The sequence below is a fragment of the Amycolatopsis camponoti genome, assembly GCF_902497555.1.
GTDB classification, from domain to species: Bacteria; Actinomycetota; Actinomycetes; order Mycobacteriales; family Pseudonocardiaceae; genus Amycolatopsis; species Amycolatopsis camponoti.
The window spans coordinates 3,207,592-3,221,543 of sequence record NZ_CABVGP010000001.1; the positions used below are offsets into that span (position 1 = coordinate 3,207,592).

The 13,952-nt window shown below is 73.0% G+C and carries 17 protein-coding genes; 8 read left to right on the top strand and 9 right to left on the bottom strand.

All coding sequences use genetic code 11. The features are described 5' to 3' along the window. Positions 1-19: 19 nt before the first annotated feature. Positions 20-487 carry a glycogen operon protein GlgX gene (locus AA23TX_RS15210; protein ID WP_155543170.1) on the bottom strand — a complete coding sequence of 156 codons (468 nt, stop codon included), beginning with the start codon at positions 485-487 and terminating at the stop codon, positions 20-22. A gap of 93 nt (positions 488-580) precedes the next feature. Between AA23TX_RS15210 and AA23TX_RS15215 the strand changes: the two genes are divergently transcribed. Beyond that, entirely contained in the window at positions 581-1,300 is a 720-nt protein-coding gene (locus AA23TX_RS15215) for a TetR family transcriptional regulator (protein WP_155543171.1), read from the top strand. 52 nt (positions 1,301-1,352) lie between these two features. Beyond that, positions 1,353-2,225, top strand: coding sequence for a hypothetical protein (locus tag AA23TX_RS15220; RefSeq protein WP_155543172.1), 873 nt, complete (start codon positions 1,353-1,355; stop codon positions 2,223-2,225). 1 nt (position 2,226) lies between these two features. Here the strand turns inward: AA23TX_RS15220 and AA23TX_RS15225 are convergent, their stop codons facing one another. Then, the gene (locus tag AA23TX_RS15225; protein ID WP_155543173.1) at positions 2,227-3,876 is read right to left on the bottom strand and encodes a CotH kinase family protein; all 1,650 of its coding nucleotides are present in this window, start codon (positions 3,874-3,876) and stop codon (positions 2,227-2,229) included. Positions 3,877-3,964: 88 nt separating this feature from the next. Then, complete coding sequence (locus tag AA23TX_RS15230) at positions 3,965-4,642, bottom strand: TetR/AcrR family transcriptional regulator (protein ID WP_155543174.1); 678 nt, start codon at positions 4,640-4,642, stop codon at positions 3,965-3,967. 63 nt (positions 4,643-4,705) lie between these two features. Here AA23TX_RS15230 and AA23TX_RS15235 point away from each other — a divergent pair, with 63 nt between their 5' ends. Next, a complete protein-coding gene (locus AA23TX_RS15235; RefSeq protein WP_155543175.1) occupies positions 4,706-5,818 on the top strand; it encodes an FAD-dependent oxidoreductase in 1,113 nt (370 codons plus the stop codon). Between the two features lie 141 nt (positions 5,819-5,959). Here AA23TX_RS15235 and AA23TX_RS15240 read toward each other — a convergent pair whose 3' ends face one another. Both AA23TX_RS15240 and AA23TX_RS15245 read right to left on the bottom strand, forming a co-directional pair. Then, positions 5,960-6,562, bottom strand: a complete 603-nt coding sequence (locus tag AA23TX_RS15240) for a hypothetical protein (protein ID WP_155543176.1) — start codon at positions 6,560-6,562, stop codon at positions 5,960-5,962. Between the two features lie 10 nt (positions 6,563-6,572). Then, positions 6,573-6,998, bottom strand: coding sequence for a DUF6069 family protein (locus tag AA23TX_RS15245; RefSeq protein ID WP_155543177.1), 426 nt, complete (start codon positions 6,996-6,998; stop codon positions 6,573-6,575). A 62-nt stretch (positions 6,999-7,060) separates the two neighbouring features. Here AA23TX_RS15245 and AA23TX_RS15250 point away from each other — a divergent pair, with 62 nt between their 5' ends. Next, the gene (locus tag AA23TX_RS15250) at positions 7,061-7,564 is read left to right on the top strand and encodes a MarR family winged helix-turn-helix transcriptional regulator (RefSeq protein WP_155543178.1); all 504 of its coding nucleotides are present in this window, start codon (positions 7,061-7,063) and stop codon (positions 7,562-7,564) included. Between the two features lie 37 nt (positions 7,565-7,601). Here the strand turns inward: AA23TX_RS15250 and AA23TX_RS15255 are convergent, their stop codons facing one another. Next, a complete protein-coding gene (locus tag AA23TX_RS15255) occupies positions 7,602-8,870 on the bottom strand; it encodes a phosphatase PAP2 family protein (protein ID WP_155543179.1) in 1,269 nt (422 codons plus the stop codon). A 114-nt stretch (positions 8,871-8,984) separates the two neighbouring features. Here AA23TX_RS15255 and AA23TX_RS15260 point away from each other — a divergent pair, with 114 nt between their 5' ends. Continuing rightward, entirely contained in the window at positions 8,985-9,566 is a 582-nt protein-coding gene (locus AA23TX_RS15260) for an RNA polymerase sigma factor (protein WP_155543180.1), read from the top strand. Beyond that, positions 9,563-10,249 carry a QcrA and Rieske domain-containing protein gene (locus AA23TX_RS15265; RefSeq protein WP_155543181.1) on the top strand — a complete coding sequence of 229 codons (687 nt, stop codon included), beginning with the start codon at positions 9,563-9,565 and terminating at the stop codon, positions 10,247-10,249. The genes AA23TX_RS15260 and AA23TX_RS15265 overlap by 4 nt, the downstream gene beginning before the upstream one ends. 104 nt (positions 10,250-10,353) lie before the next feature. On the opposite strand, the gene AA23TX_RS15270 is transcribed toward AA23TX_RS15265, so the two are convergent. Continuing rightward, positions 10,354-11,121, bottom strand: a complete 768-nt coding sequence (locus AA23TX_RS15270; RefSeq protein ID WP_155543182.1) for an SDR family NAD(P)-dependent oxidoreductase — start codon at positions 11,119-11,121, stop codon at positions 10,354-10,356. Then, positions 11,118-11,687 carry a TetR/AcrR family transcriptional regulator gene (locus tag AA23TX_RS15275; RefSeq protein WP_155543183.1) on the bottom strand — a complete coding sequence of 190 codons (570 nt, stop codon included), beginning with the start codon at positions 11,685-11,687 and terminating at the stop codon, positions 11,118-11,120. Before AA23TX_RS15275 ends, AA23TX_RS15270 begins: the two co-directional genes overlap by 4 nt. Before the next feature lie 110 nt (positions 11,688-11,797). On the opposite strand from AA23TX_RS15275, the gene AA23TX_RS15280 reads away from it, so the two are divergent. Together AA23TX_RS15280 and AA23TX_RS15285 are read left to right on the top strand one after the other, a co-directional pair. Further along, positions 11,798-12,679 carry an SDR family oxidoreductase gene (locus tag AA23TX_RS15280; protein ID WP_155543184.1) on the top strand — a complete coding sequence of 294 codons (882 nt, stop codon included), beginning with the start codon at positions 11,798-11,800 and terminating at the stop codon, positions 12,677-12,679. A 45-nt stretch (positions 12,680-12,724) separates the two neighbouring features. Next, positions 12,725-13,201: a hypothetical protein gene (locus tag AA23TX_RS15285; RefSeq protein WP_196425326.1), complete on the top strand. Its 477-nt coding sequence runs from the start codon at positions 12,725-12,727 to the stop codon at positions 13,199-13,201. 6 nt (positions 13,202-13,207) lie between these two features. On the opposite strand, the gene AA23TX_RS15290 is transcribed toward AA23TX_RS15285, so the two are convergent. Further along, the gene (locus AA23TX_RS15290; protein ID WP_155543185.1) at positions 13,208-13,942 is read right to left on the bottom strand and encodes a cupin domain-containing protein; all 735 of its coding nucleotides are present in this window, start codon (positions 13,940-13,942) and stop codon (positions 13,208-13,210) included. Positions 13,943-13,952 lie beyond the last annotated feature (10 nt).

A 13,952-nucleotide genomic window follows, 5' to 3' on the forward strand; every position in this document is an offset into this window, starting at 1 on the left:
GGCTACCGGGTGGACCGGGCTACCGGCGTTCGGGGATGCCCGCGAGGACGGCGCCCAAGCTCGGCAGCCAGCGCTGCTGCGGGTCAGGCGCCGACAGCCACTCCGTCGCCGCGTCCACCCGGCGGGTGCCGACCGGCAGGGGGAGCAGCGTGCCCCAGGCCAGCACCTCGACGGTGCGGGGCAACTCCGCACGCGAAGGGATCAGGCCGTCGGTCTCCGCGAGCAGGGCGACCCGCGGCCCCTGCTGGGTGGGGAGGTGCATGGCCGGACCCTGGCAGCCCGTCGCCGCCAGCCGGGCCAGGACCGGGCCGGCGCTGAGCTTGGGCAGCGTCACCGCGCAGATCCCGTTCTCCAGCGCCAGGAACGGGTGGACGCCGCGCCACTTCACCGGCCAGCCGAACAGGCGGCCGTAGAAGGCGTCGACCCGGTCGCCCGCCGGGTCGCCGGTCACGGTGGTGCTCGTCGGCACCTGCTGGTCGAGCGACATCGTCGACGCCTTTCCGCGGGGTGGGGTGGGGCAGCGACCGCCAGCCTAACGGCACTCAGTGCCGCTAGCAAGGGCGGCTGCTACCGTCCGGCCATGACGGATTCGCCGCGCCGCGCGCCGGCCACCCGGGTCGGGGCGACCCCCGCGGGCCGGCGGCAGCTGCGCCGCGCCCTCGCCTCCGCGGCCGTGGACCTGTTCGCGGCCAACGGTTACGAGGCCACCACCGTGGACGACATCGCGGCCGCCGCCGGGGTCGGGCGCCGCACGTTCTTCCGGTACTTCGACGCCAAGGACGACGTCCTGTTCGCCAACCACGACGAGATCGTGGCGGAGATGGAAGAGGCTTTCGCCGCGGCCGATCCGGGCCGCGACCCGGTCGAGGTGGCGTGCGCCGCGGTCGGCCTGGTGCTCGACTCCTACGCCACCGACCTCGACGTCTCGCTCAAGCGGTTCGCCCTGACCCGCACGGTTCCCTCGTTGCGGGACAAGGAGGTCGCGACCGTCGACCGCTACCAGCGCGTGCTCGCCCGCTACCTGCGGGCGCGCTACGAGGAGCAGGGCGACGAGACAGCGAGCCTGCGCGCGGCCGTGGCCGCGGCGGCGATCGCGGCCGCCAACAACCACGTCCTCCGGCACTGGCTGCGCACCGGCGGCACCGGCGACATCAAGGCCACCGCCGCCGAGGCGTTCGCGCTGGTCATCGACGCGTTCCGGGCTCCCGGCGGCGACGAGGCCACCGTCGTCGCGGTCCTGACGACGGCGACGCCCCTGCACGAGGTCGTCGCCCGGGTCGGCGAAGTCCTGCGCGGCTGACCGCTTATGGCACTGAGTGCCACGGTGGCGGAAAGCGGTTTACACTCGATCGGTGGCGAAGCGGAAGAACGTCAAGCCGGCGCCGTTCCCGGAAGAGAACGGCGGAGTTCCGTTCAACGCCTCGGGCGTGGTGCGGACGGGCACCCGGCGGTTCACCTTCGTCGACAACAAAGACCCCACCGCGTTGTTCGACATGACGTTCGACGCTCCCGTGAAGACCGTGGAACGGATCCATCGGCGCCGGCTGATCGGCGCGGGTGGCCTGGGTGACCCCGAAGGTCTCACCCGGGTCGACCGGGACGGCGAGACGTTCCTCATCGTGGCTTCCTCGCTGGCGGTCGCGAAGGCCGGGCGGCGGGTCGACGACGGACTGGTGCGCGTCCGGTACCGCCCCGACGGGGACCTGCCCACCGAGTCGATGGACGGGTTCCGCGAGTGGCTGCTCGCGCACGTGCCGGTCCTCGCCGCCGCCGGACGGCTGGAGCCGGACGCGGGCGGGCTGAACGTCGAGGGCGTCGCGTGGGACGCGGGCGCGTTGCTGTTCGGCCTGCGGGGGCCGGCCGTCCCCGGCCGCGTCGCCGTGGTCCGCCTCCCGGTGGACCCGGGCGGGCCGTGGACGACCGGGTCGCTGGGGACGCCGACGCTGCTGTCCGTCGGCGTCCCCCGATCGGCGGCGCCGCAGGGTATCCGCGACATCTCGGGCGACGAGCGAACCGGCGGCCTCCTGCTGCTGCTCGGCCGGTCGGCCAGCCACGGCGACGCGCCGTTCCGGCTCGGCACCTGGCGCCGCGGAGACGACAGCGTCCGGCTGCTCGACATCACCTTCCACCGGACCGCGAAGCCGGAAGGCGTCACGACGTTCTCCCTCGGCGACGAGTGGAAGATCCTCATCGTCGACGACGGCGGCGGCTACGCGGTCCTGTGAATCAGGAGAAATACAGTTGCGACGCCGTGGCGTCCTGGACGACCCGGGGCCGCCCGCTCGCCGTGGGATCGGTTCCGAAAGCCACGCTCGCCCCGGTCCGGACGCTCGCCAGCGTGAAATAGCCGCTGAAGGTGAAGGGGTCGTCCGGCGGGGCGACCGGCGTGACGGAGAATTCTTCGGCGTGCTCGGAATTGTCCGCCGCGCGCGTGCCGAGCAGTTCGTGGCCCTGGCTCGACGTCGTCGTGCTCGCGTGCAGGAACCGCCCGGTTCCCTTGGCGGCGAGCGACTTCCCGGTGCCGAGAACGTCGAAGCACCACAGATCCGCGTCTTCGAGCCCGGCCGGCCGAGGCCGGTGGACGACTTCGAAGCTCCCCGGATCCGCCGGCACGGCTTCCGCGGGATCGGCGTGCATGCACTCGTTGGTGACGTCCTCGCGGACGTAGGCGCCGTCGGCCCCCGGCAGGCCGCCGCACAGGTAGCCGGCTGAGGTGGCGAGCCGGAGCTGCTTGCGCACCGTCGTGACCTGGGTGGGCACGTCAGGCACCCCCAGCCCCGTGAGCAGCCCCGCCATCCGTTCGAGCAGCGGCTTGAGGACCTTTTCCTGGGTCCGGTAGCCGAACACGCTTTCGCGGTAGGCGCGGATCTGGCCGATCAGCTGGGCCCGGCGGCCCGGGTCGTCGCGCACCAGCTTGGCGAGCAGCCCGGCGGTGTCGAGCCGGAAGTGCCGGGCGGGCTGCAGGGTCTGGTCGAGGCCCCACGGGATCAGCTTGAAGCGGACGTCGCCCAGGCCGGGTGCGGCGACGGCGTCCACGTCGTTGTACACGTAGGTGTTGTTGGTGTTGCGGGAGTAGCCGTCCCAGTGCTTGAGGAAGAACTCCATCGCGTAGACCTTGACGAACTGGTCGAGGTCGAACACCTCGCTCGCGCCCGCCAGCCCGTGCGCGGCGATGTGGTCGATGGCCAGGCGCAGGTCGGCCTTGTCCTCGAACTCCGACAGCGGTTCCACGCCGATGAGATCGAACCGCTTGCCGACGAAGTCGTCCTGGTGTTCGAGCTCGTACAGATTGCCTTTCCGGTGCTTGAAATTGCGCTCGATGTACCGCGGCATGATCGGCTCGACGTTCACGAAGACCCCGGGGGCGGTGACGCCGGCGACGCCCTGGCCGATCGGGGTGCCGTTCACGAGCACCCGGGCGAAGTTGCCGCGGGAATGGGGGAGACCGGCGAGCTCGAACAGTTTGTAGCCGAGCAGCTGCCGGACGAACGACAGGTCCTGGACCGAGTTGTTGAGCGTCAGGTACCGCGAACCGATCAGGTTCTGGACCGGCGCCTTGTTGGCGTCGAGGAACTTCCCGAAGTCGATGTGCAGGCAAGGTTTGTCACTGTTGATCGAGCCGCAGAAGGACTTCTTCTTGATCCCCACGTCGGAAAATGACGTGCGGGCGGGGAACCGCATCCCGGATATCGCGACCGACGTGGCTTTCCGCCAGGTGTAACGGCTGCCGCCGGCCCAGTCGAAGTTGCACGTGCCGCCGGCCGGCTGTTCGGTGCGCACCGCTTCCCAGTCGGCCGCGGGCATCGTGATGTCGATCGTCAGCACATTTTCGATCTCGTAGAGGGAATCGAGTGCTTGTTGTTCCTGGTCGCCCATGCCGCCAGTGTACGACCCGGTTTCCGTGATCGGGCGCCCGTAAAATTCAGCAATGAATTTTACGGTCGCGCTGTTTCCGGTGGCTGTTTCACCCGGCTCGGTGGACGGCGGTGATGCCGGCGAGCACGAGGTCCACCCCGGCGAGGAACTGCTCGCGGTCGTCGTGCCCGCGCTGCTCGGCCGCGATCTCCCGCATGAACGGGTACTCCCGCGCGTCCAGCTCTTCCCAGGCGTCCGACACCGCGTCGAGGAACTCGGCCCGGTTCGCGTGCGCCGCGCTCTGCGCGTTCGCCGCGTTCTGGCCCGCGGCACCGAGGATGTAGCTGACCAAGGCCGACGTCGTGGTGAACCGGTGTCCCGCGGGCACGCCCAGCGACCGGACCCGCCGGCCGATCGCCTCGAAGATCCGGGGCGTCACCGAGCCCGACGGGCTGCGGGAGAACTGCAACGCGAGCTGCGTCGCCAGCCACGGGTGCTGCTCGATCGCCTCGAACAACCCGAGCGCGACCGCGCGGATCTCGTCGGGCGGCGAGCCGGGAGAGCCGACCGCCAGCGCCGCGGCGACGACGCCGTCGGTGGCCGCGGCCAGGAGCTCGTCCTTGTTCGCCACGTGCCAGTAAATCGCTCCCGCCCCGGTCTCGAGGCGTTCGGTCAGCGTCCGGAACGTCAGCCCGGCCTCGCCGCCCGCGTCGAGCAGCTCGACCGCCGCCTCGACGATCCGATCCCGGCTGAGTGCTTCGGTGCGCCGGCGGGTGCGTGGTGTCATACCTCATCTTGACATGTCTGGAACGCTGTTCCAATATGGAATGACATTCCAGAAGGAGGCATCATGAACGTCACGATCATCGGAGCCGGTCTCGGCGGGCTCGTCCTCGCCCGCGTCCTGCACGTCCACGGCATCGCGGCCACCGTCTACGAGGCCGAAGCGTCCCCGGCCGCCCGCAAGCAGGGCGGCCTGCTCGACATCCACGAAAACACCGGTCAGGTCGCCCTCGAAGCGGCCGGCCTGACCGACGGGTTCCGCGGGCTGATCCTGGAAGGGCACGAGGCCACCCGGATCCTCGACCGCGACGGCTCGGTCCTCTACGACGAGCCCGACGACGGCACCGGAGGCCGCCCCGAAGTGCCGCGCGGCGAGCTGCGGCAGCTGCTGCTCGACTCGCTGCCGGATGGCACCGTCCACTGGGGACACAAGGTCACCGGCGTTCGCGCGCTGGGCGGCGGCCGGCACGAGGTGACCTTCGCCGGCGGCGCGACCGTCACCACGACCCTGCTGGTCGGCGCGGACGGCGCCTGGTCGAAGGTCCGGCCGCTGCTGTCCGACGCCGAGCCCGAGTACATCGGGCGCTCGTACGTCGAGACCTTCCTGTACGACAGCGACACCCGGTACCCGGCCGCCGCGAAAGCCGTCGGCGGCGGGGCCCTGCTCGCGCCGGCCCCGGGCAAGGGGATCCAGGCCCACCGCGAGAAGGGCGGCACGCTGCACACCTACGTCGCGCTGACCGAGCCGGTGGAGTGGTTCGGCGACTTCACCGACGCGGCCGCCGCCGTCGAACGGACCGCGCGCGAGTTCGAGGGCTGGGCTCCCGAGCTGACCGCGCTGATCACCGACGGCGACACCGCGCCGGTGCTGCGCCCGCTCCACACCCTGCCGGTCGAGCACCGGTGGGACCGCGTCCCGGGCGTGACGCTCGTGGGCGACGCCGCCCACCTAGCCACCCCGAACGGCGAAGGCGCGAACCTCGCCATGCTCGACGGCGCCGAGCTGGGCAAGGCCCTGGCCGCACACGACGACGTGGAGACCGCCCTGGCCGAGTTCGAGCGGGCGATGTTCCCCCGGAGCGCCGAGTCGGCCGCCGACGGCAACGAGCTGCACGAACTCCTCTTCGGCGACGACTCACCCCGGGGCCTGCTCGCTATGTTCGCCCCGGAGGGTCAGTGAACCCGCGCGAACGCTGGCACTCCTGCGTAGTCGCTCTCCGCGGCCGCGGAGAGCACTGACGCGACCGTCCAACTGACCGGGACCACCTGGCGGGAGCTCACCACCGGCGCCCGCCTCTTCCTGCGGCTCGCCGGTCCGGGCTCAGAGTAGTTCGCGGCCGGCGCGGAAGAACGCCGTCACCTCGCCGTCGAGGTCGCGCAGCGGGCGGGCGGCCCCGAACGGCGCGTTCCAGAACTCGCCCTCGCGTGCCTCGAACGGGCCGACGTAGGCGTAGGGCTCGCCCAGGTAGCCGTCGCCGGGGGAGACGCCGTAGTTGACCTCGTCGAGGACGATCGCGACGTCGAAGTGCTCCGGCCACAGCACCGGCGTGCTGCCCGGGGCGAACTCGCGCAGCGCCCGGTCCCCGGTGGCGAAGGCCGAGAGGAGGCTCTCCAGCGCGTCCGCGGCGAAGGTGATCGTCTCCTCGGGGCGGACTCCGGGACCGCCGGAGTAGACGCCCGCGGGCTCGCCCGCCTCGAGCCCGGCCTCCGCCGCGACGTCGGCGTAAGTGCGCCCGGCCAGCGGCACCCGGGCCGAGTCCGTCACGAGCTCGGCGCCTTCGACGCGCAGCGCGGGTCCGGCGACGGTCGCGAAACCACCCTCGGCCACCTGGAGCTCGATGCGCTCGGTCGCGCGGTGCTGCGGGCCGGCCAGCAGCAGTTCCGCGACGCCGTGCAGTGATCGCCGAGTCGGTTCCCAGTCCATCCCGGAGACGTTACCGGGCGACCTGCCCCGGAGCCGCCGGCACCGCGTTCGCCTCCCGCAGGGTCGGGCGCAGCGCGAGGACGACCGCCGTCGTGACCACCAGGTGCATGAGCATCAGCCCGACGACGTTCGCGGCGGTGGCCCCGGCGTTCAGGATCAGCAGGTCCGGCACCCAGGTCAGGACGAGGACCGCGGGGACGACGACGCGCAGCGCCTTCGGGGCCCGGCGGGCGATCAGGATCCAGCCGGCGGTGCCGAGGAGCAGTCCGAGCACGGTCGCCGGCAGGTAGGAGGCGGCGTTGAGGCCCATGCCGATCCCGCCGTCGTCGAGCGAGGACGCCGTCAGCGCGATGGCGGTGTTGACGGCGGCGGCCGCCACGACGGCGACCCCCAGGCGAAGGGCCGTGGCGGGCGTCCGGGTGGCGGTGGTGGTCATCGCTCCTCCTTGGGTTGCGTGTTAAACCCAAAGGTAGGTCGAGTTGCGTGTTAAAGTCAAGCGTGGGCGAGCAGGAAACCGAGGAGCCGTTCGACCGGCTCGGCAAAGAAGAGCGGCGTGTGTGGATCAACCTGGCGAAGGTCCTGCTCACGCTGCCGGGAGCGCTGGAGAGCCAGCTGCTGCGGGACGCCGACCTGACGCTGCTGGGCTACATGATCCTGGCGCGGCTTTCGGTCGTGCCGGGGGAAAGCCTGCGGATGAGCGAGATCGCGGAGATGGCCAACGGGTCGCTGCCGCGGATTTCGCACGCGGTGGCCCGGATGGAGGATCGCGGGTGGGTGACGCGGAAGGTGTGCACCGGCCAGGGCCGCCGGTTCACGACCGCGACCCTGACCGACGCCGGCCGCGCGCACCTCGCGGACGCGTCGCCCGCGCACGTGGCGAACGTGCGGCGCCTGGTGGTCGACCCGCTCGGCGACGACTTCCTGCGGCTCGGGGACGCCGTCGAGCGGATCGTCGAGAACCTCGGGCTGCCCACCGAAGTCCTCAAACGGCCGAAAGCCTGACCGGCGACCGCGCCGGCCAGGCCCCGTCAGCGCAGCGTCACGACCGGAGGACGAACTCGGCGACGTCGGTGCCCAGCTGCCGCCCGGCTTCGTGGTCGAGCCGGGTGTGGACGCCCGCGACGATGCGGCTCAGGCCCGCCTCGTCGGCGACGTCCTGGAACGTCGCGAACCGCCGGACCACGCCCGGCAGCGCTTCGGACGTCACGTCCAGGGCCCACCGGGGCCCGTACTCCTGCCGCAGCACCAGGGCACCCGCCTGCGAGACGACGCTGTGCGCGCCCGGGTACGCCGGGTCCGCCGGGGTGGTCGCCAGGCTCGACCAGTCCGGGACGCCGTCCGTCGCCGGGTTCCCGTCCTCGCCGGCCAGGCGGATCGCGGTGATCGGCCGCCAGATCCGGTAGTGGTACTTCGCCTCGTAGAACGCGATCACCGCGTCCGCGAACGCCAGGTTCAGCCGCGCGAACACCCGCGCCGCGACCAGCAGGCCGCTCCGGGAACCGCCGACGACCGACTGGGCGATCTCGTTCCAGTAGTTCCAGATCGGCGCGGCCCAGAACCGCGCCCGCTGAGTCTCGTCGGCGGTGCGGGTGGTGCTGGTGTCGCGCCCGGCCGCCGCGACTTCGCGCAACGCCTTCGCGTAGCGGGCGCCGCCCAGCGCGGGGTAGGGCGCCGGCCGGAACCGGTTCGCCCGGTCGAGCACGAACGGCGTCACCGCGGCCCAGTGGGTGAACGCGGCGGGCGCGAACGCGGGCGGGGACGGCCGGTACTGCCCGGGTGCCGTCCCCGGCGGCAGCACCGGCGGGACCGCGGCCGAACCGTCGTCGGCGCGCAGGCCCAGCAGCAGCCGGGCGACCAGGCGCCCGGCCCGCACCCCGTCCTCGCGCCGCGCCGGATCCACCGCGGCGAGCTGTCCCGCCAGCAGGCTCCCGAACTCGCCGGCCCGGCTGGGGTACAGCGCGGCCAGGACGTCGTGCGCGGCCTGAGCGGCGGCGGCTTCCGGGGCCGCCGCACCCGGGACGTCGACGGTGAACAGGTAGGGCCGCCCGGTCCCGGCCGTCGCGACGACCGCGTCGTGGATCGCCGCGTGCAGCAGGGCGAAGGCGCGGGTCGGGTGCACGGTCGCGGGCTGGAGGCCGGCCGTGCGCACGGTGGCCAGCAGCTCGCGGCTCCAGGCGACGACGACGTCCGCGCCGCCGCGCCGGACCGGGGCCGCGGTGGCCGGCGACCGCACGCCGGTGGTGGCGAGCACGGCGGCGGCCGTCCCGCCGGTGATGAACAGGTGCCGGCGCGACATCGATGTGGTCATTTCTCTCCCCGGGTCACTGGATGCTCCGCTTGCCGATACGCCCGCCGGTTACGGCGTAACCCCGTCGCGTATCCCTCAGGTGGCGAGAAGAATCGGCGGGGGAGAAGGCGGGCGGTGCCGGTGGCACAGCGGTTCCGGCGCAGACGCGCCGAAGGGGACGACGCGGGCGAAGCGCCCCGCGCGCGGCTGCACGCGGTCGGCGCGGACGTCTACCCGGACTGGGAGGCGGTCTACCGCGACAACGTCGACCGCGTCTACCGGCTGATGTTCTCGAAGGTCGGCAACCGGCCCGACGCGGAGGACCTCACCACGGAGGTCTTCCTGACGGCGCTGCGGCCGCTGCGCATCTCGGCGAGCGTGGGCGAGGTCCGGGCGTACCTGCTGGCCACCGCACGGACGGTGCTGGCCGGGCACTGGCGGCGCACGCTCGGCCGGGAGATCACCGCCCTGGACGAGGAGCGCGACATCGCGGCCTTCGAAACCGGCGCGATCGACCCGCGGACCCCGGCCCACGCCGAGGCGATCCTCCGTCAGCTGCCCGAACGGTACGGCCGCATCCTGCGGCTGCGGTTCCTGCAGGCGTGCTCGCTCAAGGAAGCGGCGGCGGAGCTCGGCATCACCGTCGGCAACGCGAAGGTGCTGCAGCACCGCGCGTTGCGACAGGCGGCCCAGCTCGCGGAAGGGACGGAGACGTGACCACTCGAGGCGTCCGCCGGTACGTCAAGGACCTCCTGCGCCGGCGCCGGCCGCGCCCGTTCGAGGCCGGCCCCGGTGACGAAGCCGAGCTGCGGACCGCGGTGCTGCTGCGTGCCGCCCGGCCGGGAGCCGGAGCGGCGAGCGAGGAGTTCGTCACCGGGCTGCACCGGCGGCTCGCCCAGGAGCTCGGGGAACCGGCGCCCGGGCGCGGCGGCACCCGCCGCCGGTTCATCCAGGTGTCCTCGGCCGCGGCGGTGGCGGCCGCGGCGGGCGCCGGCGTCGAGTACCTGGTGACGTCGGGAGGTGAGACGGCGGCCGCGCCACCACCCACGCCGGAGGAGACGCTGCGGCCCGAGAACGGCCGGTGGCGGGCCGTCGTGGCGGCCCAGGACCTGCCCGAAGGTGGGGTGCTGCCGTTCGACTTCGGCGCCGTGGCGGGGTTCGTCCGGCGTTCGGGCGGGCAGGTCAGCGCGGTCTCGGCGACCTGCACGCACCTGGGCTGCCGGCTGAACCTGGACGCCCCGGCGCGGCGGCTGAACTGCCCGTGCCACCGGACGGCGTTCGCGGTCGACGGCGTGGTCCTGACGCACCAGCTGCCGGTGACGCCGCCGCCGCTGCCGCACCTGGTGGTGCGCGAAGCCGGGGGAGTGGTCGAGGTGCTGGTCCCGCCGGCCGGAGCGTGACCCCCGCGCGCATTCCCGGCAGGGCACCACCGTCACCGGCACCGGCCGGATGCGCGGCTACCTCCACCCGGAGCTGTACCTCGGCGGGTACCGGGTCGCGCCGCTCAGCGCAGGTGCGAGGCGCCGTTGACGTCGAGGATCGCGCCGGAGCTCCACGCCGCTTCCGGTGAGGCCAGGTGGACGATCGCCGCGGCGACGTCCTCGGCGGTGCCCACCCGGCCGAACGGGCTCTGGTCCCGCAGCGCTTCGCCGCCCGGGCCGGCGAGCTTGGCTTCCTGGCGTTCGGTGGCGACGAACCCGGGCGCCACCGACGTCACGGAAATCCGGTGCGGGGCCAGGGCGATCGCCATCGACTGGCCGAAGGCGTGCAGCGCGGCCTTGCTCGCGCCGTAGGCCGGGTGCTCGGGTTCGCCGCGGAACGCGCCGCGCGAGCCGACGTTGACGACGCTGCCCGGGCGGCCGTCCTCGATCAGGTGGCGGGCCACCGCCCACGTGACGTTGGCGGCGCCGAGGAGGTTGACGTCGACCGTGCGCCGCCACACCGCCACCCACTGGTCGTAGCCGACCTCGGCCACGGCGTGGCGGGTCTGTTCCGTCGGGGCCTGGGCGGCGTTGTTGACCAGGACGTCGACGCGGCCGAGCGTCGCGATCGCTTCGTCGACGACCTGGCGTGCCGCGGCCGGGTCGCCTAGGTCGCCGGCGACGCAGGTGTGTCCGGAGCCCGCCAGCTCGCGCAGCGTCGTCTCGGCGTCGTCGCGCCGGGTCGCGTAGTGGACCGCCACGCGGTAGCCGCGCGCCGCGAAGGCGACGGCAGTGGCCCGGCCGATGCCGCGGGAGCCGCCCGTGACCAGTACGCCTCTTTGCCCGGTCATCGCTCGCCTCCCGTCGACAGGGCCCGCAGTTCGTCGAAAGCTTGCGAGAGATGGATGTCCAGGCTCTGCGCCGGGTCGTCGATCCAGGCCTGGGCCGCGTGGTGGAAGGTCGCCCAGCCGGTCTGCGCGGCCAGGCCCGCCGGCCCGCTTCGGATGCCCCGCTCCCGCAGCGCTTCCGCCAGCGCGTCGGTGAGCGAGGCGTGCTTGGCCAGTTCGCGTTCGCGCAGCGCCGGGGTCGCGGCGATGATCGCCAGCCGCGGCTCGGAGAACGGGCGGTTGGCTTCGAGGATCCGCGCGGCCTTCCGGAACGCGCGCAGCAGGATCTCGTACGGCGTCAGGCCGTCGGGGGCTTCGGCCACCGCCTCGGTCATCGTGTCGCGCAGGTCGGCTTCGCCGTCGAAGAGCACTTCGCGCTTGTCCGCGAAGTGCCGGAAGTAGGTGCGCTCGTTGAGGCCGGCGCGCGCGGCGATCTCCGCGGTGGTGGTCCGGTCGAACCCGCGTTCCCCGTACAGCTCGAGGGCCGCCTGCTGGAGGCGGCGGCGCGCTTCTGCTCCGCTTCGTGGCACGAGCCGAGGCTACCGCATTCCGCCAGTGACTGGCGTCACGTTGCGCCAGTAACTGGCGCTACGCGTAGTGTCAGCGACTGGCACTAAGTCGTCTCGACGGGAGTCTTCGCATGCATGTCTTCGTCACCGGGGGTTCCGGCCAGACCGGTCCCACCGTCGTCGCCGAGCTTCTCGCGGCCGGCCACGCCGTCACCGGCCTCGCACGCTCGGAGGCCGCGGCCGCGCGGCTGGAATCGTGGGGAGCCGCCGTACTCCGCGGTTCGCTGGAGGACTTCGATGTTCTGCGCCGCGGGGCCGAGGCGGCCGACGGCGTCCTGCACATGGCGTTCGGCGGCGACTTCGCCGATCCGGACGACCTGACGCGGCGCGACACGGCGGCGATCGAGGCGCTCGGCCGGGCGGCGGGCAAGCCGTTCGTCAGCACGTCGGGGACGCTGGTCCTGCCCGGCGGCCGGGAGAGCACCGAACGGGATGAGCCCGACGCGCACGGCATCGCCGGCTTCCGCATCCCGGGCGAGCGGGCGTGCCTGGACGCCGGCGGCACGGTGGTCCGGCTGGCGCCGACCGTCCACGGCCCGCGGGACCACGGCTTCATCCCGATGCTCATCGCCACGGCGCGCAAGACCGGCGTCTCGGCGTACGTCGGTGACGGCGGCAACCGCTGGCCCGCGGTCCACCGCCGGGACGCGGCAGTCCTGTTCCGGCTGGCCTTGGAGCAAGCTCCGGCCGGGAGCGTGCTGCACGGCGTGGCCGAGAATGTGACGTTCAAGGACATCGCGGAGACGGTCGCCCGGAAGCTCGGCCTGCCCGCCGTTTCCCTGACGCCGGAGGAGGCCGCGTCGCATTTCGCGAGCCCGTTCATGGCCCGGGTCCACGGCTTCGACGGGCCGGTCTCGAGTGCCGGGACGCGGCAGCTGCTCGGCTGGACGCCCGGTCACCCGGGCTTGCTGGAAGACCTGGCGAACGGCGACTACTTCGCGGCCCCCGCCTAGACTTCGCCTGATTCCGTCGGCGCTGCCGCGAGAAGTGGTGGGTACATGACATCCGGAGTGGGCCGGCGGCTCCTCGACTTCCTCCGAGAACTCGAGGCGAGCACCACGTGGACGGTCGTCGCCGAGGAGGCCGGCGCCGGGTCGACGTGGCGGCTCGGCGGAAGGACGTGGCAGGCGACCGTGGTCGTCGAGCCGCGGCGGTGGCTCGGGTTGGAGTTCGAGGCGCGGGATCCGGTGGGCGGCAGGCGCGCCACCTACGCCATCGACACCGACCTGTACGACATCTCGCGGGACGAGCAGCGGGAATTCGCCGACGAGATCGAGCACGACATCATCGAGTTCCTCGACAACCTGAGAAAGGGAGCCGTCCTGCGCGGAAACGACGGGCCGGAGTTCGTGCTCGTCTTTCCCCTCGACGGTGCCTACGTCCGGGTCGTGCGGGGGCGCTTCATGACCCGTGCGTCCACGCATCCCGCACTCGCCGCCGCCCGGGCCGGCGGTGACCACGTCCCGGTGGAATGACCGGCCCTAGCTGTCGAGCAGGTCCAAGCGCGGGGTTTCCCCCGGTCCCACGGGAAAGTGGGCGATGAACGTGACGCCGTCGTCCTGCGCGTCGAAACGGGCGATGCGTGCCGCCTCCGGCTCGTAGAACACGTCGCCCGGCCGCAGTACCGACGCCGGTTCGCCCTCGATCTCGTACACCGCCGAACCGGCCTCGACGCTGCCGAACACCGGTCCATTGTGGACGTGCAGGCCGGAGCCGTGGCCGGGGGCGATCGTGATGCGGCGGATCTCGACCAGGTCGACCAGGCGGGGCGCCGGGAGCCGTTGCTCCAGCACCAGGGTCCGGGTCACCGGCGCGGGGGTGGCGGGTGCGGGTTCGGCGCCCGCCACCGGGTCGCCGATCTCCGTGGGCGTGCCGTCGGCGGGGATCTCTTCGATGGCCAGGTGCGTCATCGGCGACGTGTCGGTCGCGCCGTGCCAGTGCCATTCGCCGGCGGCGACGCGGACCGTGTCGCCGGGCCGGACCAGCTGGGCCGGGCCGCCGCGGCGTTGCACGTACCCGGTTCCGTCGGTGACGACGAGGACCTGGCCGAGCGGGTGCCGGTGCCAGCGCGTACGGGCGCCGGGCGCGAACTGCACGCGGTCGACCTGGGTCCGTGACGGCCCGTCGGGGACGGCCAGCGACGTGACCCAGGCGCTGCCGGTGATCGCCGAAGCGGGTGCGGCGGTGCTGGTCGGCGGAGCGGGACGGACGTGCACGAAAGGACTC

Coding starts and splice junctions, on each gene's coding strand:
- AA23TX_RS15240 (WP_155543176.1), bottom strand. CDS start 6,562: ATGGACTGGGAACCGACTCGGCGATCACTGCACGGCGTCGCGGAACTG.
- AA23TX_RS15280 (WP_155543184.1), top strand. CDS start 11,798: ATGCATGTCTTCGTCACCGGGGGTTCCGGCCAGACCGGTCCCACCGTC.
- AA23TX_RS15285 (WP_196425326.1), top strand. CDS start 12,725: ATGACATCCGGAGTGGGCCGGCGGCTCCTCGACTTCCTCCGAGAACTC.
- AA23TX_RS15230 (WP_155543174.1), bottom strand. CDS start 4,642: ATGACACCACGCACCCGCCGGCGCACCGAAGCACTCAGCCGGGATCGG.
- AA23TX_RS15210 (WP_155543170.1), bottom strand. CDS start 487: ATGTCGCTCGACCAGCAGGTGCCGACGAGCACCACCGTGACCGGCGAC.
- AA23TX_RS15225 (WP_155543173.1), bottom strand. CDS start 3,876: ATGGGCGACCAGGAACAACAAGCACTCGATTCCCTCTACGAGATCGAA.
- AA23TX_RS15245 (WP_155543177.1), bottom strand. CDS start 6,998: ATGACCACCACCGCCACCCGGACGCCCGCCACGGCCCTTCGCCTGGGG.
- AA23TX_RS15235 (WP_155543175.1), top strand. CDS start 4,706: ATGAACGTCACGATCATCGGAGCCGGTCTCGGCGGGCTCGTCCTCGCC.
- AA23TX_RS15215 (WP_155543171.1), top strand. CDS start 581: ATGACGGATTCGCCGCGCCGCGCGCCGGCCACCCGGGTCGGGGCGACC.
- AA23TX_RS15255 (WP_155543179.1), bottom strand. CDS start 8,870: ATGACCACATCGATGTCGCGCCGGCACCTGTTCATCACCGGCGGGACG.
- AA23TX_RS15270 (WP_155543182.1), bottom strand. CDS start 11,121: ATGACCGGGCAAAGAGGCGTACTGGTCACGGGCGGCTCCCGCGGCATC.